This window comes from Paenibacillus faecis (assembly GCF_008084145.1).
GTDB lineage: Bacteria > Bacillota > Bacilli > Paenibacillales > Paenibacillaceae > Fontibacillus > Fontibacillus faecis.
Genome location: NZ_VSDO01000001.1, coordinates 229532 through 252371 on the forward strand (window position 1 = coordinate 229532; position 22840 = coordinate 252371).

Here is a 22840-nt window from a genome sequence, read left to right on the forward strand (position 1 = left end):
AACGTCAGTGTAATTTTTCATTGTCTGTCCATGGTATGATTTGTAAAAAGAGGGGGTTTCGGGATGAGGGGAACGATATCGCCACTGGCCGCGACGCCCAGTTGGACAAACTTCGCGAAATCATAACTAATAACAAAAAGACCTCGCATTAAAGCGAGGTCTTCTTCAAATGCGGTTTAACGGGTTCCGGTATGTCCAAAGCCGCCCGCTCCGCGAACGGTTTCCGAAAGCGCGTCCACGCGGATCAGGTTGACTTCCGGCACGATTTGAAACACCATTTGCGCAATCCGTTCGTTCCGCTTGATCGCAAACGGCTCTTCCCCCAAGTTGATCAACAGAACCTTAATCTCCCCGCGGTAATCGGCGTCGATCGTTCCCGGCGTGTTCAAGCAAGTGATGCCATGCTTGTAAGCCAGGCCGCTTCTCGGGCGGATTTGCGCTTCCAACCCGCCCGGCATCGCGATGGCGATCCCGGTCGGCACTAGCGTGCGCTGACCGGGTTGCAGCACGACCTCCTCCGTTACGGCGGCGTAAAGATCAAAACCGGAGGCGAGCTCCGACATTTTACGCGGCAGCTCGATATCCTCGTTTCCCGGGATTACGTTCAATTGTACGTCATATAACAAGTTCATCTCTCCTTATATCCGACAGGACGCGGTCGGAAGCCCCCACCATGGCAAGCGCGTAAGGATGCGCAAACATGGTTTTGATGACTTCATTGACATCTTCCATCGAAACGGCTTCGATCCGGTCGATCATTTCATCAAGGGTGTAATGCCGCCCGAGCATCAGTTCATTTTTACCCAGACGGTTCATCCGGCTCCCCGTGCTCTCCAGGCTCAAGATCAAGCTTCCCTTCAATTGCTCCTTGCCTTTGCGCAGCTCGCTTTCGGTCAAACCATGCTTGGCCACGTCATGTAAAATTTCCTTGGTCAAGTCGAGCACTTCCCTGGTTTGCTTCGGCGCCGTACCGGCATAAACCGTAAAAAGCCCGCTATCCGCATGGGAGCTGTGGTAGGAATAGACCGAATAAGCCAGCCCCCGCTTTTCGCGGATTTCCTGGAACAGCCGGGAGCTCATGCCTCCTCCGAGCGCATTGTTCAACAGCACCATGGCATATTGATTGCGGTCCCCGATCGGCAAGCCCGGGAACGAAAGGCAGATATGGTTTTGCTCCGTCTTTTTCCGGTAAAACTTCAGTTCGCCCAAAAAGTCGGGCTTCACCAACGTATCGCTCTGCCCCCGATTGTCGAAATCGCCAAAATAGCGTTCGAGCAGGTCGATGATGCCGTCGTCGATATTGCCGGCAACCGCAATGACGGTATTCTCGATGGTGTATTTCTCTTTCATATACGCCCGAAGATGGCCGGGTTCCATCTGACGCAACTTCTCTTCCGTCCCCAAGATCGGCAACGCAAGCGGATGGCTGCCGTACGCCGCTTCGGCGAGCAGATCATGAACCATATCGTCCGGGGTATCCTCATACATCGAAATTTCTTCGACAATCACGTTCTTTTCTTTACGCAATTCTTCCTCGTCAAAGAGCGAACGAAAAAACATATCGGCCAATACATCCACCGCGATCGGCAGATGTTCGTCCAGCACTTTGGCGTAATAACACGTGTATTCTTTGGATGTAAAGGCGTTCACGTTGCCGCCGATCGCATCGAATTGTTCCGCGATATCCTTGGCGCTGTAACGTTCCGTCCCCTTGAACAGCATGTGCTCGATAAAATGCGAAATGCCCCCCATTTCGGACGTTTCGTTCCGCGATCCGGTCTTCACCCAAATGCCGAACGAGACCGAGCGGCAGGTCGGGATTTTTTCCATAACCACCCGAAGGCCGTTTTTCAACTGCGTTTTATTCACGTACTGGCCCTCCTAAACGTTTTACGGACACTCTCTCTCGCGTAAAACAAAATTCTGCTTATCTAAGTATAAGCTTTAAATGCAACAATATCCTATCAAAAAAAAACGCATTGCTCAACTTTGAGGAAGTTCCACCCGGTCCGATGACAGCGTTTGTTCCACCGTGCCCAATCGCAGGCCCTTGCCGCGAACCACCTGAATCATGCCTTCCAGCGCATCCCGCGACGAAGCTGTCGGATGCATTAGAATCAGCGAGCCGGGACCCACCTTCTCCGAGATCCGGCGCACGATCTCGGATGCCGGCGGTTTTTTCCAATCGATCGTGTCGACCGTCCACAGTACCGTTTTCAGGCCTTGTTCAGCCGCCAGATCCACCGTCCTCTGGTTGAAATCTCCGGAAGGGGGAGCAAACCACCGGTTTTCCACGCCAAGCGTCTCCTTCAGCGCCTCTTTGGTCTTCGATATTTCAAGCCGAGCAAGACTGTCGCTTAACTGGCTCATATTGGGGTGGGAATAGGCGTGATTCTCAAGTTGATGCCCTCTCTTTTGAATCTCTTTGGCGATCTCGGGATTTTTTTTCAGCCAACTGCCATCAAAGAAAAATGTGGCTTTTACGCGATGTCGATCCAAAGTGTCCAACATGGGCGGAATATATTCGTTCCCCCAGGCCACATTGATCATAAAGGCCGCCATCGGCTTGTTCGGGTTTCCTTTGTAGATGGGATGGGGCCCCAAATCCTCCAGATTCACCTTCGGCTTGATTTCCTTGTACAGGTACTCGATTTCCGCGCCTTCGGGCTTTAATCTCGCTTTCTGAAACGTACTCTCGATATCCACTTCGCGGCCGTTATACCCGGGGATGGCCTTCCAAACGCGATCCACCACGGCGTCGATCGGCTCCCTTCGCAAACCTTCCGCTTCGCGGCGGATCCGTCCGAGCAGTGCTTCTTCCCCCTGGCTGCCCGACAGCCATCCGAAAGCATCCCGCTCCACATTCGGGCGCAGCGCTTGATCAACGAAGGAACGAATTCCGGTAAGTTCCCCCAGCGTTAAGACCAATACCGCGCAAATTCCGACCACCGCGAATTTTTTCCGATTCATCACAGGCTCATCCCTTCAAGGGTTTTGTCCCCATTTTATGAGAACAAGCCTGCAAATATGTCGTTCTTCCAGCGACTCGCATGAAAAATCGGGATGGGGCTTAAAAGCGTTATGTAAAAAAAGAGCCAGAATAACGCATTCTGTCTCTTTTCCCGTACGGTTCTATAGGTGTGATCAGGAAGTCGATTTTTCCGTTTCGGCGGTCAGCACCGCTTTACGGGAAAGATTAATCCGTCCCTGTTGGTCGATCTCGGTCACTTTTACCGTAACGGTATCGCCGATCGCGACTACATCCTCTACCTTGGCAACGCGTTCCGTCGAAAGCTGCGAAATATGCACCAGGCCGTCTTTGCCCGGCAAAATTTCCACAAAAGCCCCGAATTTCTCGATCCGCTTCACCGTACCCACATAAATTTCGCCGACGACGACTTCTTTGACGATGCCCTCGATAATCGAACGCGCTTTGTTGTTCATTTCCTCGTTCGCCGAGGCGATAAATACGCGGCCGTCTTGTTCAATATCGATTTTTACGCCGGTTTCCTCAATGATCTTGTTGATGATCTTGCCGCCTGCCCCGATGACATCCCGGATTTTGTCCGGATTGATGTTCATGATCGTAATCTTAGGCGCATACGGAGACAACTGTTCTTTCGGCTTCTGGATACGTTCCAGCATCTTCGAAAGGATAAACATGCGTCCTTCCTTCGCCTGAGCCAACGCATCGGTCAGAATCTGCCGGTCGATTCCGTCGATCTTGATGTCCATTTGGATCGCCGTTACACCGTCCGCCGTTCCGGCCACTTTAAAGTCCATATCTCCAAGATGGTCTTCCATCCCCTGGATGTCCGTCAAGATCGAGACCTGTTCGCCGTCTTTGATCAGCCCCATCGCCACGCCGGCCACCGGTGCTTTAATCGGTACCCCCGCGTCCATCATGGCCAGCGTACTGGCGCAGATGCTCGCCTGGGATGTGGAACCGTTCGATTCCAGCACTTCCGAAACAAGACGGATCGTGTAAGGAAATTCCGATTCCGGCGGAATCACTTTCGAAAGCGCTCTTTCGCCAAGCGCCCCGTGTCCGATTTCACGCCGTCCCGGCGCGCGCAGCGGACGGGCTTCCCCTACGCTGAACGGCGGGAAATTATAGTGATGCATAAAGCGTTTCGACTCTTCCAAGTCGATTCCGTCCAGGATTTGCACATCGCCCAGCGCACCGAGCGTACATACGCTAAGCGCTTGGGTTTGTCCCCGCGTAAACAAACCGGAACCATGCGTCCGCGGCAGCAGGCTGATGTCGCACTCGATCGGGCGAATCTCATCGAGTTTCCGGCCGTCGGGACGGACTTTGTCATGGGTGATCAGACGGCGCACTTCTTCCTTGACGATGTCATGCAGCACTTCTTTTACGTCGCCAAGCAGTTCCGGAGACTCTATGTACTTCTCCTCAAAATAAGCTACCGTTTCGTCGTTGATCGCGTCGATCGCGTCTTGACGCGCGTGCTTCTCGACGATTTTCACCGCTTCGATCAGACGGTCCGCGGCATAAGCGCGAACCTCCCGGTCCACATCCTCATTTACCTTGTGGAGCTTCACTTCCATCTTTTCTTTACCGGCAACCGCCACGAGTTCTTCAATCACGGCAACGATCTTCTTGATTTCATCGTGACCGAACATGATGGCTTCCAGCATCACATCTTCCGGAACCTCGTTGGCTTCGGCTTCCACCATCATAATGGCGTCCTTCGTTCCGGCAACGACCACGTAAATGTCGCTCGCTTCCTGTTGGGCGATGTCCGGATTGATTACGAACTCACCGTTGACGCGGCCCACAGCCACCCCGCCGATCGGTCCGTTAAAAGGAACGTCCGAGATGCTCAGCGCGGCGGAAGTACCGATCATGGCGGCAATTTCCGGCTCGCAATCCTGATCCACGCTCATGACCAAATTTACAATTTGTACGTCATTGCGGAACCCTTCCGGAAACAACGGCCGAATCGGACGGTCCGTCAACCGGCTCGCCAGGATCGCTTTTTCGCTCGGGCGTCCTTCGCGTTTAATAAAGCCACCGGGGATTTTACCCACCGCATACAACTTTTCCTCGTAATTCACGGTCAGCGGGAAAAAGTCGAGGTCCTTCGGTTCCGCGGAAGCCGTTACCGTACATAAAACCGCAGTCTCTCCGTACCTTACCATCACAGCGGCATTGGCCTGTTTGGCCAAACGTCCGGTTTCCAGTATAAGAGGTCTTCCTCCCAACTGCATTTTCACATGTTTTTCCATGAAATCCCTCCTTATCACAAATAAAAGTTCGGTACAAGTCTCATTATTTCCTGCTTTTGCCCGATTCATAAACGAAAGAAACGAAAGAAGGATCATTAGCGAAAGCCGGGTTCACGGAACTTGTCCAACTCACAACAAAAGCTCCTGACGGAGCTTGGTGGGCATACATGTATTTACTTTGCAAAAAGCAACCAAGAAGCGCGCCGTCCGCTTCATCAGCGGAGCCGGCGGCGACCAGGCTGCTTCGGTTAAACAAAGGCAAATTAGCGACGCAATCCGAGCTTCTCGATCAAAGCGGAGTAGCGCTTTACGTCCTTGTTCTTCAAGTATGCCAACAGCTTACGGCGTTGACCTACCATCTTCAGAAGACCGCGACGGGAATGATGGTCCTTCTTGTGCGTACGCAAGTGGTCCGTCAAATTCACGATGTTCTCCGTAAGGATAGCAATTTGCACCTCTGGGGATCCTGTATCGGATTCATGAGTTTTGTGCTCTTCAATCAGTTGTTGCTTGCGCTCTTGAGTTAATGCCATCCTGTTCACCTCCTTTTTTCTAATCGCCGTTAGCCTAGTAGTCGGACGGTGAGACCGTCAACCAAGCCAAGGTTATCTTGTCTATGTCATAAAAGCCCACATAAACAACCTAAACAAGTATAACATGATTAATATATAAAAGTAAATGCCGCGTCTTATTTCCGATTATTCCGCGACCGCCGACTTCAATCGCTGCTTTGCGGTTTCCGCATCCTTCGCAATCTGAGCGATCAATTCGTCGATACCGCCAAACTTCCGCTCTTCCCGAATAAAATCGATCAATTCGACCCGAAGCGATTTGTCATACAAATTGCCGTCAAAATCGAATAGGTGGACCTCCAGATTCGGACGGGTCGCCTGATCGTGGAACGTCGGTTTCACGCCGACATTCATCACGCCTTCCAGCGTGTTTCCTTCACAGTCGACGCGAACGGCGAAAACCCCTTTGATCGGCAGGACGTAATGCTCACCGGGCTGCAGATTAGCCGTTGGAAAACCCAATTGGCGTCCGCGCTTCTCCCCGTGCATGACCATGCCCTTGACCGAATAAGGTCGCCCCAGCCACCGGTTTGCCAGTTGAATGTCGCCTTCTTGGAGCGCTTTGCGGATCCCCGAACTGCTCACCTTCTCGCCGTCGATCAAATAAGGCGGAACCGTAAGGACGTCCATCGTATTCTCGCTGAGTTCCCGAAGCATCCCGGCATGTCCTTCGCCACGGTAGCCAAAGCGGAAATCAAACCCGACAACGGCGGTGTGAATCCGCAGCGGAACCAGCATCCCGCAGACAAAGTTCTGCGGACTTACCCGCGAAAAGGCATCGTTAAATTCGACGATATACAGATAGTCCACGCCCATCCCGCGGAGAATTCGTTCTTTTTCCTCCGGAGGGGTCAGATATCCCTCATAATCGCCCTTCTTCATAACTTCTTTCGGATGCGGGTGAAATGTCATCACCGCCGACGGGAGTCCCGTTTGTCCGGCTAGGCGTACCGCCGATTCGATGACGCTCGCATGGCCGAGATGGAGCCCGTCAAACTGGCCGATCGCCAGAATCTGCGGTTTGGCCACCTTGCTGATGATTTCATCCGTCAAAGGATAAGTTAGGTTTATCGTTTCCACTCGTCTCACCTGCTATTTCACTCGGATTCGCGCTTAGCAAAAGCGCTTTGCTTGCCCGGTTATTCGGGCGGAAACACCTTCACGGGAGCAATTGCGCCCGTTTCTTCCTCCGAGCGGTAAATCCCGAGGAATTTCCGCTCAGGGCTGTACAAGCGGATTATTTCGCCCGGCTCCGCCGTCGGCTGAACCACCGCACGGGATAAGCGCTGCCCTTGCAGAGCCGCCTTTACTTTCTCTTCCGCCACCGTGCTTGCCGGCAGATGGCTTACCGCTTCATCCACCGCGATAAGGCGGGACTGCAGTTCGCCTTCCCGCACGCGGTCCGCCAGCTGCTCCAGGGTTAAACACCGGTCCTCCCGGATTCCGGCGGACATCGTTCGTTTCAGTTCTCCCATCACCGCCGGCACCCCCAAGGCGCGGCCGATATCGACGCAAAGCGTGCGGATATAGGTTCCTTTGGAACACAAGGTGCGGAAAGAGATTCTCGGATGTGCGGGATCGGCCTCGAACCGCAGCAGCTCCAGTTCATGGATCGTGACCTGGCGGGGCTGCCGCTCCACCACTTTGCCTTCCCGGGCGAGTTCATAAAGACGCTTGCCGTCCTGCTTCAGGGCCGAGTACATCGGCGGTATTTGCGAGATCTGCCCTACGAAGCGTTCAAACACCGTTAAGATCTGAGCTTCGGTCACTTGAACCCCATCCGACCGCTCCACCACGGTCCCCGTCATATCCTCGGTATCCGTTGCCAGCCCGAGTACGAGCGTAGCCTCGTATTCTTTGGGCAGCTCCTGCAAATATTCCACCATCCGCGTCGCCCTGCCAAGACATAACGGAAGGACACCGGTAACCGCCGGGTCCAGCGTACCGGTATGTCCGATTCGTTTCATCTTCAGAATCCCCCGGCATTTCGCCACGACATCATGCGAGGTAAAACCCGCGGGCTTCCAAATCGGTAAAATTCCTTCATATCCGTTCATAGCTGCAGCTTCACCCGATCCAACACCTGAGGCACGATCTCCTCCAGCGTCCCTTCGATCCGTGCCCCCGCCGCCCGGACATGGCCGCCGCCGCCAAAGCTTTGTGCGACCCGGGCCACATCGACTTTGCCGGCCGAACGCATACTGACCTTGACCGCATTTTCGCTGATGACCTTAAACAACAGGCCGACCTCCACCCCTTGGATATTCCGCGGATAGTTGACGATGCCTTCCAGATCTTCATGAATCGCCCCGGTGACCCGCAAATCCTCGTCATTGACGGAAACCCAGCTGATCTTCCCGTCCTCGCTGATTTGCAGTCCGTTTAGCGCACGGGTCAATAATCGAAGCTGCGGCAGCGTCATCTGCTCCAGCAGCAGTTCGGACAAGCCCGGACCGTCCACGCCATATTCCAGCAGTTTGGAGGCTGTCGCCATAACCTTCGGCGTCGTATTGGAATAACGGAAACCTCCGGTATCGGTTAACAAACCGGTATAAATCAAGGTGGCCGCATCTTTGTCCAAGTTCAGATCCATAAAAGCGATCAAATCAAACAATATTTCAACCGTCGCCGCCGCATGCGGAACAATGAGGTTGCAAGTCCCGTAGCCGTCGTTCGTCGGATGGTGATCGATATTCAGGATCTCGGCATTTTCGGCAAAATATTGGCTGCTCTTGCCGGTACGTCTGAAATCGGCGCAGTCCACGCAGATGATATGGCTGTAAGCCGCCTCCAAAGGAGCTGACGAAAGATTGACGATCTTGTCCGCTTCCCACAAATACTCCATCCGCTTCGGGATCGGCCCTTCGTTCACCATAACGTATTTTTTACCCAGACATGAGAGAAGCCAGCCCACCGCAAGGGTAGAACTGACTGCGTCTCCGTCCGGCTGTACATGCGCCACTACCAGGAAATTGTCATGCTCCGTCAAAAACCGCTGGGCCTGCCGGAACTCCCGTTCATTGGTCTGCATTGCCGTCTCCTTTAAATTCTAATTTTCCTCTTCATGCGAAATATCGCCAAGAAGCTTCTCGATTCGACTGCCGTAAGCAATCGACTCGTCAATTTTGAAGATCAATTCCGGTGTATGCCGCAGCCGTATCCGTTTGCCGAGTTCGGTCCGCAAGAAGCCTCCCGCTTTCTCGAGGCCTTTTAAGGAAGCGCTCTTCGCTTCCTCATCCCCGAACACGCTCAAATACACTTTCGCCTGCGACAGATCACTTGTCACATCGACTCCGGTCACGGTGACAAATCCGATGCGAGGGTCTTTCACCTCATTCTGGATCAGCACGCTAAGTTCCTTCTTGATTTGTTCGCCTACGCGGCCGGTACGATTTTTTGCCATCTGTGACACCTCACCTTATTTCGGTTCGACGGTTTCCATGATGAACGCTTCGATTACGTCGCCCTCTTTGAGGTCATTGTAATTGTCAAGGGTAATCCCGCATTCATAGCCCTGCGCAACTTCCTTCGCATCATCCTTAAACCGTTTAAGCGAGTCTATTTTGCCTTCGAAAACGACGATACCGTCGCGGATCAGGCGAGCTTCCGCCGAGCGTGAAATCTTGCCCGAGGTAACCATACAGCCCGCGATGGTGCCGACTTTGCTGATTTTAAACGTATTGCGAACTTCGGCATGACCGATGACGGTCTCTTTGTAAACCGGATCGAGCATCCCTTTCATCGCCTGTTCGATCTCTTCGATCGCGTTGTAAATTACGCGGTGCAGTCGGATGTCGACCTTCTCCTGCTCGGCCGTCGCCTTGGTCTGGCTGTCCGGACGAACGTTAAAGCCTATAACGATCGCATTCGAAGCCGCCGCCAAAATAATATCGGATTCCGTGATCGCCCCCGCGCCGCTGTGAATAATCTTGACGCGAACGCCTTCCACTTCGATCTTCTCCAATGAGCCTTTGAGGGCTTCGACCGACCCTTGAACGTCCGCCTTGATAATGACGTTGAGGTCTTTGATTTCCCCTTCTTTGATATGGCGGAACAGATCGTCCAGCGTTACGCGCGTATTGGCTCCCAGATCGGACTGCCGCTGCGTAATGGCCCGTTTCTCGGCGATGGAACGCGCTTTGCGTTCATCCTCAAACACCATGAACGGATCGCCCGCCTTCGGCACTTCCGTTAACCCCGTAATTTCCACCGGCGTGGACGGTCCGGCTTCTTTCAAGCGGCGTCCCTTGTCGTTCACCATCGCGCGGACACGGCCGAAGCAGTTGCCGGCCACGAAAGCATCGCCGACTTTAAGCGTACCGTGCTGTACCAGAATACGGGCGACCGGACCGCGGTTCTTATCCAGCTCGGCCTCGATAACCGCGCCGCGGGCGCGTTTGTCCGGGTTCGCTTTATACTCGTTAACCTCAGCCACGAGCAGAATCATCTCAAGCAGGTCTTCCAGACCCATTTTTTGCTTGGCGGATACGTTGACGAAGATCGTGTCCCCGCCCCATTCCTCCGGAACCAAGCCGTATTCGGTCAATTCCTGCTTCACTTTATCCGGATTGGCGTCCGGCTTGTCGATTTTGTTAACGGCTACGATAATCGGCAGCCCTGCCGCCTTGGCGTGGTTGACCGCCTCCACCGTTTGCGGCATGACGCCGTCATCGGCCGCCACTACGATGATGGTGATATCGGTCAATTGGGCTCCGCGGGCACGCATGGCCGTAAAGGCTTCGTGACCCGGCGTATCGAGGAACGTGATTTTCTTGTTGTTAATTTCAACTTGATAAGCCCCGATATGTTGGGTAATCCCGCCGGCTTCTCCGCCGGATACATTCGTCGAACGAATCGCATCGAGGAGCGTCGTTTTACCATGGTCAACGTGACCCATAATCGTAACGACCGGAGGACGTTCCAGCAAATCCGCTTCGTCGTCCACTTCTTCGATCGTTTCGAATCGATCGTCCTCGACCGGAATCTTGACTTCCACTTCAACGCCGAAATCGCCGGCCAGAAGCAGAATGGTATCGATGTCAAGCTCCTGGTTGATCGTTGCCATCACGCCCAAAGAAATGAGCTTCTTGATCACCTCGGATGCATCCTTGTGGAGCAGCTTGGCGGTCTCGCCCACCGTCATCGTGCCGCGGACGATAATTTTCTTCGGCGTGTTGTCGATCTTCTCGCGCGGCGGCTGTTGATTATAGTTGTTTCTTCCGCCGCGACCGCCTTTTCCGCCGCGGTTGTTCTTATATCCGCCTTGACGGTTATCGTCAAAGTTTCTTCCGGATCTGTTATTGTTGTTGGAGCCGCCGCCATTTCCTTTACGGTAACCTTGGTTCTGGCCGCTTTGGCCGCCTTGACTGCGGTTGGCGTTCCCCGCTCCGTTACCTCCGGTACCGGTAGGTCGGTTTTGCTGAGGGCCGCGGTTTCCGGCGGTTCCATTTCCCGGACGGGAGGAATCGTTGCGCGCTCCGCCTCCTTGGTTTTGACCGCGATTTTGCTGTGCATTACGGTTTTGGGACGAGCCGTTGCCTTGCTGCGGACGTCCCCCTTGTCCTTGCTGATTGCCTGACGGACGATTCGTTCTTTCCTGCGTTGCTTGTGCGCTGCCTGAGGCAGACGTGTGATTGGAATTTGTTTTATTATTCATGCTTACCTGCTTTTCTTGTTGATTTTTATTGGTTCCAAGGGCTTGTGTTCCTTGGGCTTGATCTTGGGAAATGCGGACATGATCCCCACGCTGACCGGTTTTGTCCCCGGCGGATGGTTTCGGTGTCTGGCTTCCTCCTGCGGAAGCCGGAGCCGGCGATTTGGTTGCAGCTTCAGCGCGTCCCGGATTTTCTCTCTTCGCAGCGGCATTGCTCTTAATATCCTTGAAGAACTGCTCCACCCGGGAAACCGCATCGTTCTCCATGACGCTCATATGGTTATTAACCGGGATATTAAGCCGTTTAAGAATGGTAATGATTTCTTTACTGCTCATATTCAGTGATTTGGCGTATTCATACACCCTGAGTTTATCTTTGTTATCTTGTTTACTCAATATACTCCACCTCCGACGTTTTCACGATTTCTTTAGCAATCATATCGGCAAACCCCTGATCGGTGAGCGCAAGTACAACCCGCTCCGGGCGTCCAACACTGGTTCCCAGCCGTTCGCGGTCAAAGCCGATCATCAGGGGGACTTTGTACGTTGCGCACTTGTCTCGGAATTTCTTCCGGGTGTTGGAGGAGGCATCGCCCGCAACGATGACGAGCTTGGCTTCGGAGGAACGGATGGCTTTCAGCACCAGTTCATCTCCGGTTACCAGCTTCCCGGCCCGGGTGGCGAGTCCCAGCTGATTAAGCAGCTTACTCATCGCCATCCTCCCCGTGGTCCCGGCTGGCGATGAATTCCTCCTCCACCGCCAGGAAATCCCGGGCCAATTGTTCATAAACCTCCGGCCCCACCGGCGCTTTCAGCGCCCGGTCGAGCGCGCGGTTCTTGTGAGCAAGCTTGAAGCAGGAGACTTGACCGCAAAGGTACGCGCCGCGCCCCGATTTTTTGCCGGTCAGGTCAATAGATACTTCACCCTCCGGCGACCGAACGACGCGGATCAGCGATTTTTTGGGCATCATCTGCTGGCAAGCCACGCATTTGCGCAGCGGTATTTTTCTAGGTTTCATCGTACAGACCCCCGTTCCTTACTAACAGGTCGGTTTGTTAGACCCAAATTTCAAACGGCCTAATCAATGGAAACGGAATCTTGAGGCATTTCTTCCTGATCGGTCTTCTCTCTTCCGAATTCCTCTTCCGCCTGGGTTTCGCTCTTGATATCGATTTTCCAACCGGTCAGCTTGGCGGCCAAACGGGCGTTTTGTCCCTTGATCCCGATCGCCAGTGAAAGCTGATAATCCGGCACAATGACGCGGGCCATCTTCTCGGCTTCAAACACCTGAACCTCAAGGACCCGGGACGGGCTGAGCGCGTTAGCCACGTATTCCTCCACATTGTCGGAGTACTTGACGATATCGATCTTCTCCCCGCGGAGCTCATTCACAATGGTTTGAACCCGCGTACCTTTAGGTCCCACACAGGAGCCGACCGGATCCACTTCACTGTTGCGGGAATACACCGCAATTTTCGAGCGGAAGCCGGCTTCCCGGGCGACGGAACGAATCTCCACGACCCCGTCGAAAATCTCCGGAACTTCAAGCTCGAAGAGCCGCTTCAATAAACCGGGATGAGTACGGGACAACAAAATTTGCGGACCCTTCGTCGTATTCTCCACTTTGGTGATATAGGCTTTGATCCGGTCGCCGTGCTTGAATTTCTCGTTGGGCATCAGCTCATTCAAAGGAAGATGCGCCTCCACCTTCCCGAGATCCACGAAGATATTCCGCAAATCCTGGCGCTGCACGATCCCGGTGACGATATCCTCTTCCTTCTCGACAAAAGCGTTATAGATCAGGCCGCGCTCCGCTTCGCGAATCCGCTGCGTCACGACCTGTTTGGCGGTTTGAGCGGCGATCCGCCCGAAGTCCCGAGGCGTCACTTCAATCTCCGCGATATCCTCAAGCTGGAAGTTCGGATTGATTTCCCGGGCGGCCGGCAACGAAATTTCCGTGCGCGGGTCGAGCACTTCCTCAACCACCAGCTTGCGGGCAAACACCTTGATCGCCCCGGTATGGCGGTTCATATCCACGCGCACGTTCTGAGCGGTGTTGAAATTGCGTTTATAACTGGAGATCAAAGCGGCTTCGATCGCCTCAAATATAATGTCTTTGCTGATCCCCTTTTCCCTTTCCAGTTCATTCAAGGCCTCGATAAAATCCATACTCATTTGCCTCGTGTTCCCCCTTTCATAGTCTCCCGCAGTGCAATTGAATGCCTGCTAAAAAATGATGGCCAACCTGGCGCTGGCAACTTTGCTGTATGGAATGGCATGGCTCTTCTTGCCGACTTCGATGACCAGCTCCTCATTTTCAAACGAAAGGAGCCGTCCTTCAAACTCTTTCAAGCCGTTTACCGGTTCATATGTAGTAACGAATACATCCTTGCCGACGGCTTTCTTCACGTCCTCCGCCTTCTTCAGCGGGCGCTCCGCACCGGGAGAAGAAACTTCAAGAAAATAGGCGGACGGAATCGGATCGTTCTGATCCAGCTTCTCGCTGAGATATTCGCTGATCCGGCCGCAATCGTCGATATCGATGCCTCCGTCTTTATCCACGAATACGCGCAGGAACCAGTTGCTTCCTTCCTTTACATACTCGATGTCTACCAGTTCAAAGCCATGTTCCTCCAAAAAAGGGTTGACCATCTCTTCCACGGCCGCTTTGATCTTCGGTGTGCTCAAGCGTACATTACCTCCATATGGTTCTTTCCTGTATACCAAAGAGTAAAGAGTGGGTTTCCCCACTCTTTAAACAACGGTTCTATCTTCATGATTACCAAAAAAATTATAACATAGTCCGGTAAGAGTGACAAGTAAAACGCCTTGACGACAAGCCTAGAACAGGGAGAGCTGGTTGCTTTCCGGCAAGCCGCGGAAGCAGCCCATCGAGCCGAGCAGCTCCACGATCGTTTTGCTCGCCTTGGATTTCTGCTGGAAATCCTCAATGGAGAGGAACTCCCCTTGCTCTTTGGCCGCCGCGATGTTCTTCGCCGCGTTCTCGCCGATGCCGGCAAGCGCCGAAAACGGCGGGATCAGGGAGTCGCCGTCCACAATAAACTTCGTGGCGTCGGAGCGGTAGAGGTCGATATTCTTGAAGCGGAAGCCGCGGGCCGTCATCTCCAGCGCCATCTCCAGAATCGGCAGCATGTTTTTCTCCTTCGGCAGAGCCTGGAAGCCTTTTTGCTCAATTTCTTCGATCTTTCGATAAATCGCCTCATATCCCTGGCAGAACAGCTCGATATCGAAATCCTCACCCCGTACCGAGAAGTATGTCGCGTAATATTCGATCGGATGGTACAGCTTGAAATAGGCGGTCCGAACGGCCGAGATAACATAAGCGGCGGCGTGCGCCTTCGGGAACATGTATTGAATCTTCAGACAGGAATCAATGTACCACTGCGGCACCTTGCATTTCTTCATCTCCTCGATCCACTCGGGCGTCAAGCCTTTCCCTTTCCGGACGCTTTCCGTAATTTTAAAGGCCAGCCCCGCGTCCATCCCGGCTTTGTAAATCAGAAACAGCATGATGTCGTCCCGGCAGCCGATAACGGTTTTAATGTTGCATGTCCCGTTTTTGATCAGTTCCTGCGCGTTTCCCAGCCATACTCCGGTACCGTGGGAAAGGCCGGAAATCTGCAGCAGGTCGGCAAAACTGGAAGGCTGGGATTCCACCAACATCTGGCGCACGAACTTCGTCCCCATCTCAGGAACCCCGTAGGTGGCTACCGGCGTACGAATTTGCTCGGGAGTCACTCCGAGCGCTTCGGTGGAGTTAAACATGCTCATGACCTTCGGGTCGTTCATCGGAATCGTCGTCGGGTCGACGCCGGTTAAATCCTGCAGCATCCGCATCATCGTCGGATCATCGTGTCCGAGAATATCGAGCTTGAGCAGGTTGGCATCGAAGGCATGGTAGTCGAAATGCGTCGTCATCCACTCCGAGCCCGTATCGTCGGCCGGGTATTGAACCGGAGTGATGTCTTCCACTTCGATATAATCGGGAACGACGACGATCCCCCCGGGGTGCTGGCCGGTGCTGCGTTTGACCCCGGTACATCCCGCCGCCAAGCGGTTCAACTCGGCGCCGCGCCAATGCTTGTGGTGCTCCTCCTCGTATTTCTTGGCGAAGCCGAAGGCCGTCTTCTCGGCGACCGTACCGATCGTTCCGGCCCGGAACACGCTCTTTTCGCCAAAGAGGACCTTCGTGTAGTTATGGGCATGCGGCTGGTATTCCCCGGAGAAGTTAAGATCGATATCGGGAACTTTATCGCCCTTAAACCCGAGGAACGTTTCGAAGGGGATGTCCTGACCTTCGCCCTTCAGCTTCTGGCCGCATTTCGGGCAGTCTTTGTCCGGCAGGTCAAAACCGCTCGGCACGCTGCCGTCGAGGAACCATTCGCTGTACTTGCATTGGGGGTTCTGGCAAATATAATGGGCCGGAAGCGGATTAACCTCCGAGATGCCCAGGAAGGTCGCCACGACCGAGGAGCCTACCGAGCCCCGCGAACCTACGAGATATCCGTCCTGGTTGGATTTCTTGACCAACCGCTCGGAGATCAAATAGTTCGCCGAGAAGCCGTACTTGATGATCGGCTCCAGCTCTTTTTCCAGACGCTTGACGACCACCTCGGGCAGGTCTTCCCCGTAGATTGACCGGGCCGTCGAATAGCAGGTGTTGCGGATTTCTTCATCCGCCCCTTCGATGATCGGCGTGTACAGCTTGTCCGGGAACAGTTCCAGCTCCTCGAAGGTATCGGCCAGGCCGGAAGTATTTTTGACCACGACTTCAAAAGCCTTCTCCTTGCCCAAAAATTCAAACTCCTCCAGCATTTCGTCCGTGGTCCGGAAATGGGCGTCCGGCTTGCGGATATCCTTCAGCGGGCTGAAACCCGTAATGCCGTGGATGGTGATGTCCCGGTAAATCTTGTCCCGCGGCTCCAAATAATGCACATTCCCGGTAGCCACAACCGGCTTGCCCAATCTCTCTCCGATTTCCACGACTTTGCGAATCGCGGTCTTCACTTCCTCAACGCTGCCGACAAGCCCCTTGTCCACCAGATGCATATACATGGTGAGCGGCTGGATCTCCAGGACATCGTAAAACTCCGCGATGCCTTCGGCCTCCTCCACCGACTTGTTAAGTACGGCCTCGAAAAACTCGCCCTTCTCACAACCGGAAATGATCAGAAGCCCTTCCCTCATCTCCGAAAGTTTGGATTTCGGGATGCACGGAACCCGTTTGAAGTATTCCGTATGGGACATCGAGATCAGCTTGAACAGATTTTTCTTGCCGACCATATTCAGCGCATAAATTCCGCAGTGAAACGGCCGGGCGTTGGACAAATCCTTGCCCACCTTATCGTTTAAGCGCTCAAGGGAGGTAATGCCTTCGATTTTGGCCGCGTCATCCAGCAGTCCGTTCAAAATCTCGCCGAGCGCCACGGTATCGTCGATCGCGCGGTGGTGATTTTCCAGCGAAACTTTATATTTGGCGGCGAGCGTGTTCAACCGGTGGTTTTTTAAGGTCGGAAACAGCATCCGGGCCAGTTCCAGCGTATCGAGCACCGGGTTCTCCAGCATAGGCATACCGAGTTCCTTCAGCTTGGCATTGACGAAGTCCACGTCAAACCGGGCGTTGTGGGCCACCAGTATCGCATCGCCCGCAAACTCAACGAACCGCTTCAGAACCGGCTCCACATCGGGCGCATCCTGTACCATTTCGTCCGTGATGCTGGTCAATTGCTGAATATTGTACGGAATTCGCTCGTGCGGATTTACGAACGTAGCGTAGCGGTCGATCTCCTTGCCCTCTTTCATCTTGACCGCCGCCACCTCGATGATCTTGTTCTGCGTTACCGAAAGGCCGGTGGTCTCGATATCGAAGACGATAAAGGTCGCCGTCTCCAGATCGACCGGACGCGGATTCAGGACGACCGCGACGTTATCGTTCACCACATTCGCTTCCACGCCGTAAATCATTTTGATGCCGTTCTTTTTGGCCGCCTTGGCCGCATCGGGGTAACTTTGAACCCCTCCGTGGTCCGTGACGGCTATCGCTTTATGTCCCCATTTTGCCGCCGTTTTGACGTAGTCGCCGATCGAGGTCACCGCGTCCATCGTACTCATCGTGGTGTGCAGATGGAATTCGACGCGTTTCTCCTCGGCGTTATCCTTCCGGGATGGCGGGGCGGATATTTCGCACAGATCGGAAGGGATCATCACCAACTCGGGAATCTGCATAAACCGATCATACTCCACCTTGCCCCGGGCTTTGACCCACTTTCCGTTGGCCAGCTGCCCCATGACCTTCAAGTCCTCTTTGTTCTTTGCGAACATTTTCATTTGCAGGGAATCGGTAAAATCCGTCAAGTAGAACGTAAACAGGGTGTTCCCGTTGCGCAGCTCCTTCCGGTCCAGACCGAAAATGGTTCCCTGAATCGTAATTTTCTTCTCTTCATCCTTGATCTCCTGAATCGGTACGGCCGGCTCCTTGATGTCATAACCGACCTGCAGCTTGATGATCTCGCCTTCGACCTCCTCAGGCGGCGCCTCCACGGGGATGCTTTCCATCAATTTGTTGATGACTTCCCGCTCTTCCTCAACGATCCGCTGCTGGAACTCCTCAAACGCTTCGCTGCTGCTCTCGCCGGACAGCAGCTTCACTCTGAGCGCCAAACCGAAGTAAGTGTCGTAAAAGGCGGGAATCGCTTTATCGATGTTTTTTTTGCGAGCCAGTTCCAAAGAGGTGGCATCGCTGAACGTAACCGTCACCAGATCGCCGTCCACTTCATAGCTCGCCCGGGCCATCCAGCCGTTAACGGACGGCACCTCCCGCTGCACCCATTCGATGAACAGCTTCCAATATTCCTGCACAATGGCTGCTCCGGCTACTTCGTTCTCATACTGGAACAAAAAAGAAATGTCCGCGATGTGGCCCATCCGTTCCTTGATCCGTAAGCAGAACATCCGGTAGATCTGCGCCGGAACCAGGGTCGATTTGCGAAGCGTGATCTTCCACTCCTTATTCATCCGGCTGACTTCGACGCGGTCGATCACCCCGTCGAGGAAATAAGGATCCACCACGGAAGCCGGGACCTCCGCCTGCTTCATCAATAACTCGAGCCTCGTTCTTTTCCCCTCGGCATTTGCGTCGGACATGCTCTCCCCTCCCCCGCATTGATATGACGCTAGAAACACGTCTACCCGACATACCTTCAAACAAACAAAGCCCCCGGCGATCGCCGGCGGGGAACCCCCGTTCCCCGTCGGCAGTTTCCTGCCGGAAGCCTGCACCATTCATGTTCCGATATAACTAATAGGCTCTGGCAAAAACGACGGTATGACGAGCTTCTTCTCCGCACACCAGGCAAGTAGTTTTTGTAACCTCGGGATGGAACGGGATGTTCCGGCTGGTCGCGCCCGTCTCGTCTTTAACATGGCGTTCGCAAGCCTCCGATCCGCACCATCCGGCGAGGGTAAAGCCGCGTTTCTCCTCGATGCTGGCTTTCATTTCGTCCAGCGTATCGACGGAGTAGAAATGCTCCTCCCGGAAGGCTTTGGCGCGCTCATACATTTCGTTGTGCACCTGATCGAGCATCGCTTTGACTTCCTCCACCAGATTCTCTTGGGCAATGATTTTCTTCTCGCCGCTGATTCGGGAGACAAGCACGCAAACCCCGTTCTCCATATCGCGCGGACCGATCTCCAGACGGACCGGAACGCCCCGCATTTCATACTCGTTAAATTTCCAGCCCGGACGAACGTCCGCCCGGTCATCCATACCGACGCGAACGCCGGCCTTCTTCAGTTCGGCGAACAACTCGTCCGCCCGTCCCACAACGGCGTCCCGGGTTTTAGGCGGGCCGATCGGGATAATCATCACCTGCTTTGGAGCCACCTTCGGCGGGAGTGCCAAACCGCGGTCGTCTCCGTGCACCATAATAAGCGATCCGATCAAACGCGTGCTGACGCCCCACGATGTGGTATGGACGTACTCGCGCACGTTGTCGCGGTTTAAGTATTGAATATCGAAGGCTTTGGCAAAGTTGGTGCCGAGATAATGCGACGTCCCTGCCTGAACGGCCCGTCCGTCCTTCATCATCGCTTCGATGGAATAGGTGTCCACGGCCCCGGCAAATTTCTCGGAAGGCGTCTTCTGACCGACGATGACCGGAATCGCCAAATAATTCTCGACGAAATCGCGGTAAATTTCCAGCATTCGCATCGTCTCTTCGCGCGCTTCCTGCTCGTTCTCATGGGCCGTGTGCCCTTCCTGCCAGAGGAATTCGCTGGTCCGAAGGAACGGCAGCGTGCGTTTTTCCCAGCGAACGACATTCGCCCATTGGTTGATCAGCACCGGAAGGTCGCGATAGGATTGAATCCACTTCTCGTACATATGGCCGATCATCGTCTCCGAAGTCGGACGGATCGCCAGGCGCTCCTCCAGTTTCTCGCCGGCGGCTTCGGTTACCCAAGGAAGCTCCGGATTAAAACCTTCCACATGCTCTTTTTCCTTTTGGAAAAAACTCTCGGGAATAAAGAGCGGGAAGTACGCGTTGCGATGCCCCGTCTCCTTGAAGCGGCGGTCAAGTTCCGCCTGGATATGTTCCCAGATCTCATAGCCGTCCGGCTTGAATACGATGCAGCCGCGAACCGGCGAATAATCCATCAGGTCCGCTTTTTTGATCACATCGATATACCAGCGGGAAAAATCCTCCCCCTGCGGGGTTATTTCCGTTACGAATTGTTTCTCCTCGTTTGCCATTAAACCATTAGCCTCCCGTTTATTAACCTATCAAACGCAATATATCATTATAAGTGACCGCAATCATCAGCAGGAACAGCATCGCAAAACCGATGAAGTGCACAAGCCCCTCGCGGTTCGGATCAACCGGTCTGCCGCGCAGCGCCTCCACTCCAAGGAAGATAAGTCTGCTTCCGTCCAGAGCGGGAATCGGCAACAGATTAAAAATCCCCAGATACAGACTGAGTATCCCGGCCCATTGGGTCAGCTTTACGATTCCCTGCTTCGCGATCTGCCCCGTCACCTCAAAGGTGCGTACAGGGCCGCCGAGATCGTCCATGGAAAACTTTTGGATCAACTGTTGAAAGCCAAGGAAGATCATTTGGGTGGTGTCGACCATTTTTTGGCCGGCCACGGTAAAGGTTTCCCCGAAGGAAGCGCTCCTTGAAGGGAAATACGTGACGATCGTGCTGCCGACCTTGCCCCCCTTCTCGTTCTCCACGGAACGAGGCGTGAGCGTGATGTCCAGCGTCTCTTCCCCGCGCTTCACCGTCCACACCATCGGCCGATCTTGCGCGGCTTGGATCCTCTCGATCAAACCGTTGGCATCGGTGCCCACCGGCTTGCCGTCCACCGCCTGGATAATGTCCCCCGGCTTCACGCCGGCTTCATCCGCGGGCATCCCTTTCATGACATCCCCGACCTCCAGATGCGTCGGTTCCGTCAGCGGAATTCCCGCCATCTGCGTATGCAGGGCGAACAGGACAAAGGCGAGAATAAAGTTCATCAAAGGCCCGGCAAAAATGGAGAGCGCCCGTTGACCGACCGTTTTGCTGCCGTATTGGCGGTCCCTTGGGGCAATTTGGGTCTCTTTCCCCTTGGCTACCAGCATCGCTTGGCGATGTACCCGGTACTCCTGCACTTCTCCGTCCACATCCAGTTTGATCAGCAGCCGGTCTTCCAGGTCTACTTCACTAACCTCGCCGCGGATGACGTCTTTCCGGCTGTCTAAACGATCCAGATAAATCTTGCGGACTTCATCTCCGGACAGCCGCAGTGCTACGGTTTGTCCATTCGTAATTTGCACCAGTTCGGGATCTTCGCCGGCCATCCGCGCGTAACCGCCAAAAGGCAGCAGCCGGAGCGTAAATTGCGTCTCGTTTCTTCGGTAAGAGAACAGCTTCGGTCCAAAGCCGATCGCGAATTCCCTCACCAAAATTCCGGCGCGTTTGGCAAAATAGTAATGTCCCCATTCATGCACCGTCACAATGACAAAGAACATGAGAACCGTCATAAAAATGATCTTAAGCAATTCCAATCGTAAGCATCCTCCTTTGGCCACGGATCGTCCAACATTCCTTCAGATTATCATTATTCTCCGATTAGGCACAAGAGAATACCGGGACGGAACTTTTCCACACCCACCGGATCGGAACGAAAGGTCTGCAACTTATCCATCAAACCGATCTTGCGATTTCCCGTGCCCACCGGTCGGCTTCCTTGATGGCCTCCAGACCCGGTTCGGCCTGGACCTCATGTCTGGAAAGAACCGTTTCAATAATATGTTCAATCTGCAGAAAAGGAATCTCCCTGTTTAAAAAGCGGGCAACCGCTACCTCATTGGCCGCGTTGTATACACTTGTCGCCGTGCCTCCTATTTTACCACATTCATAGGCCAGCCTTAAACAAGGGTAACGCTCGAAATCCATTTCGCGAAAATGAAGCTTGCCGACCTCGGCCAGGGACAAGCGTTTTGCTTCGGAGATCCAACGATCCGGGTAGGTCAGCGCGTACTGAATCGGCACCCTCATGTCCGGAGTTCCCAGTTGGGCGATCACGCTGCCGTCACGATATTCAACGAAAGAGTGGACGATGCTTTCCGGGTGCAGCAGAACCCCGATCCGCTCGAAATCCATCCCGAACAGCCAGCGGGCTTCGATCACTTCCAGTCCTTTGTTGACCATCGTGGCGGAATCAATCGTCACTTTGGCTCCCATCGACCAGTTCGGGTGCTTCAGAGCATCCTCTACCGTGACATGGCGCAATTGGTCGCGGTTCAAATCCCGAAAGGAACCGCCGGACGCCGTCAATGTAATCCGTTCTGCATCTTCCGCACGCTCACCGTTCAAGCATTGAAAAATGGCCGAATGTTCACTGTCCACCGGCAGCAGCGATACCCCTTTTTTTCGGGCCAAATCAGTTACGAGATGCCCTGCGGTTACAAGGGTTTCCTTATTGGCCAAAGCGATATGCTTGCCTTCGGAAATTGCAGCCAGCGTCGGGCGCAACCCCGCGCTTCCGACAATCGCCGTTACGACCGTATCGGCATCCGTTCCGGCCGCGACTTCCACCAGCCCTTCTTCCCCATGAAAAAGCTGAACCTCGGAAGGAATCGACGAACGTACTTTATCGGCGATTTCCCGGTTTGCGACCGAGGCTTTTTTCGGGCGAAAAGCACGGACCTGTTCCACAAACAACTCCGCATTGCTCCCTGCGGCCAAGCCCTCTACCTCAAACTGATCCTGATGCTGCCTTACGACATCCAGCGTCTGCGTTCCAATTGATCCGGTGGAACCGATCACCGTAATCTTCTTCATCCCGTTACCCCCATGCTC

At 54.1% G+C, this 22840-nt stretch carries 18 protein-coding genes; all 18 read right to left on the bottom strand.

Annotated features, from left to right (window positions below):
• Nucleotides 1-176: 176 nt before the first annotated feature.
• The 18 genes from dut to FRY98_RS01115 all read right to left on the bottom strand — a co-directional run bounded on the left by dut (nt 177) and on the right by FRY98_RS01115 (nt 22822).
• Nucleotides 177-626, bottom strand: a complete 450-nt coding sequence (gene dut, locus FRY98_RS01030) for a dUTP diphosphatase (protein WP_148449789.1) — start codon at nt 624-626, stop codon at nt 177-179.
• Nucleotides 616-1869, bottom strand: coding sequence for a M16 family metallopeptidase (locus FRY98_RS01035; RefSeq protein ID WP_148449790.1), 1254 nt, complete (start codon nt 1867-1869; stop codon nt 616-618). Before FRY98_RS01035 ends, dut begins: the two co-directional genes overlap by 11 nt.
• Before the next feature lie 114 nt (nt 1870-1983).
• Nucleotides 1984-2970 carry a polysaccharide deacetylase family protein gene (locus FRY98_RS01040; protein ID WP_148449791.1) on the bottom strand — a complete coding sequence of 329 codons (987 nt, stop codon included), beginning with the start codon at nt 2968-2970 and terminating at the stop codon, nt 1984-1986.
• Between the two features lie 174 nt (nt 2971-3144).
• Entirely contained in the window at nt 3145-5250 is a 2106-nt protein-coding gene (gene pnp / locus FRY98_RS01045; RefSeq protein WP_148449792.1) for a polyribonucleotide nucleotidyltransferase, read from the bottom strand.
• A gap of 263 nt (nt 5251-5513) precedes the next feature.
• Nucleotides 5514-5783 (bottom strand): 30S ribosomal protein S15, encoded by a 270-nt coding sequence (gene rpsO, locus FRY98_RS01050; RefSeq protein ID WP_076168040.1) that lies wholly within the window; start codon nt 5781-5783, stop codon nt 5514-5516.
• Between the two features lie 165 nt (nt 5784-5948).
• Entirely contained in the window at nt 5949-6902 is a 954-nt protein-coding gene (locus FRY98_RS01055) for a bifunctional riboflavin kinase/FAD synthetase (RefSeq protein ID WP_148449793.1), read from the bottom strand.
• A 59-nt stretch (nt 6903-6961) separates the two neighbouring features.
• Nucleotides 6962-7879 (bottom strand): tRNA pseudouridine(55) synthase TruB, encoded by a 918-nt coding sequence (gene truB / locus FRY98_RS01060; protein WP_148449794.1) that lies wholly within the window; start codon nt 7877-7879, stop codon nt 6962-6964.
• Nucleotides 7876-8853 (bottom strand): DHH family phosphoesterase, encoded by a 978-nt coding sequence (locus tag FRY98_RS01065; RefSeq protein ID WP_148449795.1) that lies wholly within the window; start codon nt 8851-8853, stop codon nt 7876-7878. Before FRY98_RS01065 ends, truB begins: the two co-directional genes overlap by 4 nt.
• Nucleotides 8854-8871: 18 nt before the next feature.
• The gene (gene rbfA, locus FRY98_RS01070) at nt 8872-9225 is read right to left on the bottom strand and encodes a 30S ribosome-binding factor RbfA (RefSeq protein WP_148449796.1); all 354 of its coding nucleotides are present in this window, start codon (nt 9223-9225) and stop codon (nt 8872-8874) included.
• Between the two features lie 15 nt (nt 9226-9240).
• Nucleotides 9241-11871, bottom strand: a complete 2631-nt coding sequence (infB, locus tag FRY98_RS01075; protein ID WP_148449797.1) for a translation initiation factor IF-2 — start codon at nt 11869-11871, stop codon at nt 9241-9243.
• Nucleotides 11864-12187 (bottom strand): L7Ae/L30e/S12e/Gadd45 family ribosomal protein, encoded by a 324-nt coding sequence (locus tag FRY98_RS01080; RefSeq protein WP_148449798.1) that lies wholly within the window; start codon nt 12185-12187, stop codon nt 11864-11866. Before FRY98_RS01080 ends, infB begins: the two co-directional genes overlap by 8 nt.
• Nucleotides 12180-12494: an RNase P modulator RnpM gene (gene rnpM / locus FRY98_RS01085; RefSeq protein WP_148449799.1), complete on the bottom strand. Its 315-nt coding sequence runs from the start codon at nt 12492-12494 to the stop codon at nt 12180-12182. Before rnpM ends, FRY98_RS01080 begins: the two co-directional genes overlap by 8 nt.
• A 59-nt stretch (nt 12495-12553) precedes the next feature.
• Nucleotides 12554-13651, bottom strand: coding sequence for a transcription termination factor NusA (gene nusA, locus FRY98_RS01090; protein ID WP_148449800.1), 1098 nt, complete (start codon nt 13649-13651; stop codon nt 12554-12556).
• Nucleotides 13652-13702: 51 nt separating this feature from the next.
• Nucleotides 13703-14164 carry a ribosome maturation factor RimP gene (rimP, locus tag FRY98_RS01095; protein ID WP_148449801.1) on the bottom strand — a complete coding sequence of 154 codons (462 nt, stop codon included), beginning with the start codon at nt 14162-14164 and terminating at the stop codon, nt 13703-13705.
• Nucleotides 14165-14317: 153 nt separating this feature from the next.
• Entirely contained in the window at nt 14318-18640 is a 4323-nt protein-coding gene (locus FRY98_RS01100; protein WP_148449802.1) for a PolC-type DNA polymerase III, read from the bottom strand.
• A 154-nt stretch (nt 18641-18794) separates the two neighbouring features.
• Nucleotides 18795-20246 carry a proline--tRNA ligase gene (gene proS, locus FRY98_RS01105; protein WP_148449803.1) on the bottom strand — a complete coding sequence of 484 codons (1452 nt, stop codon included), beginning with the start codon at nt 20244-20246 and terminating at the stop codon, nt 18795-18797.
• A 22-nt stretch (nt 20247-20268) separates the two neighbouring features.
• Nucleotides 20269-21543 carry an RIP metalloprotease RseP gene (gene rseP / locus FRY98_RS01110; RefSeq protein WP_148449804.1) on the bottom strand — a complete coding sequence of 425 codons (1275 nt, stop codon included), beginning with the start codon at nt 21541-21543 and terminating at the stop codon, nt 20269-20271.
• Nucleotides 21544-21682: 139 nt separating this feature from the next.
• The gene (locus tag FRY98_RS01115) at nt 21683-22822 is read right to left on the bottom strand and encodes a 1-deoxy-D-xylulose-5-phosphate reductoisomerase (RefSeq protein WP_148449805.1); all 1140 of its coding nucleotides are present in this window, start codon (nt 22820-22822) and stop codon (nt 21683-21685) included.
• Nucleotides 22823-22840: the final 18 nt, after the last annotated feature.

Excerpts from the sequence above, each read along its gene's own strand:
- nusA (WP_148449800.1), bottom strand. The coding sequence starts at position 13,651 with ATGAGTATGGATTTTATCGAGGCCTTGAATGAACTGGAAAGGGAAAAG.
- rnpM (WP_148449799.1), bottom strand. The coding sequence starts at position 12,494 with ATGAAACCTAGAAAAATACCGCTGCGCAAATGCGTGGCTTGCCAGCAG.
- FRY98_RS01115 (WP_148449805.1), bottom strand. The coding sequence starts at position 22,822 with ATGAAGAAGATTACGGTGATCGGTTCCACCGGATCAATTGGAACGCAG.
- FRY98_RS01080 (WP_148449798.1), bottom strand. The coding sequence starts at position 12,187 with ATGAGTAAGCTGCTTAATCAGCTGGGACTCGCCACCCGGGCCGGGAAG.
- proS (WP_148449803.1), bottom strand. The coding sequence starts at position 20,246 with ATGGCAAACGAGGAGAAACAATTCGTAACGGAAATAACCCCGCAGGGG.
- truB (WP_148449794.1), bottom strand. The coding sequence starts at position 7,879 with ATGAACGGATATGAAGGAATTTTACCGATTTGGAAGCCCGCGGGTTTT.
- FRY98_RS01100 (WP_148449802.1), bottom strand. The coding sequence starts at position 18,640 with ATGTCCGACGCAAATGCCGAGGGGAAAAGAACGAGGCTCGAGTTATTG.
- rbfA (WP_148449796.1), bottom strand. The coding sequence starts at position 9,225 with ATGGCAAAAAATCGTACCGGCCGCGTAGGCGAACAAATCAAGAAGGAA.
- pnp (WP_148449792.1), bottom strand. The coding sequence starts at position 5,250 with ATGGAAAAACATGTGAAAATGCAGTTGGGAGGAAGACCTCTTATACTG.
- FRY98_RS01065 (WP_148449795.1), bottom strand. The coding sequence starts at position 8,853 with ATGCAGACCAATGAACGGGAGTTCCGGCAGGCCCAGCGGTTTTTGACG.
- rpsO (WP_076168040.1), bottom strand. The coding sequence starts at position 5,783 with ATGGCATTAACTCAAGAGCGCAAGCAACAACTGATTGAAGAGCACAAA.
- FRY98_RS01040 (WP_148449791.1), bottom strand. The coding sequence starts at position 2,970 with ATGAATCGGAAAAAATTCGCGGTGGTCGGAATTTGCGCGGTATTGGTC.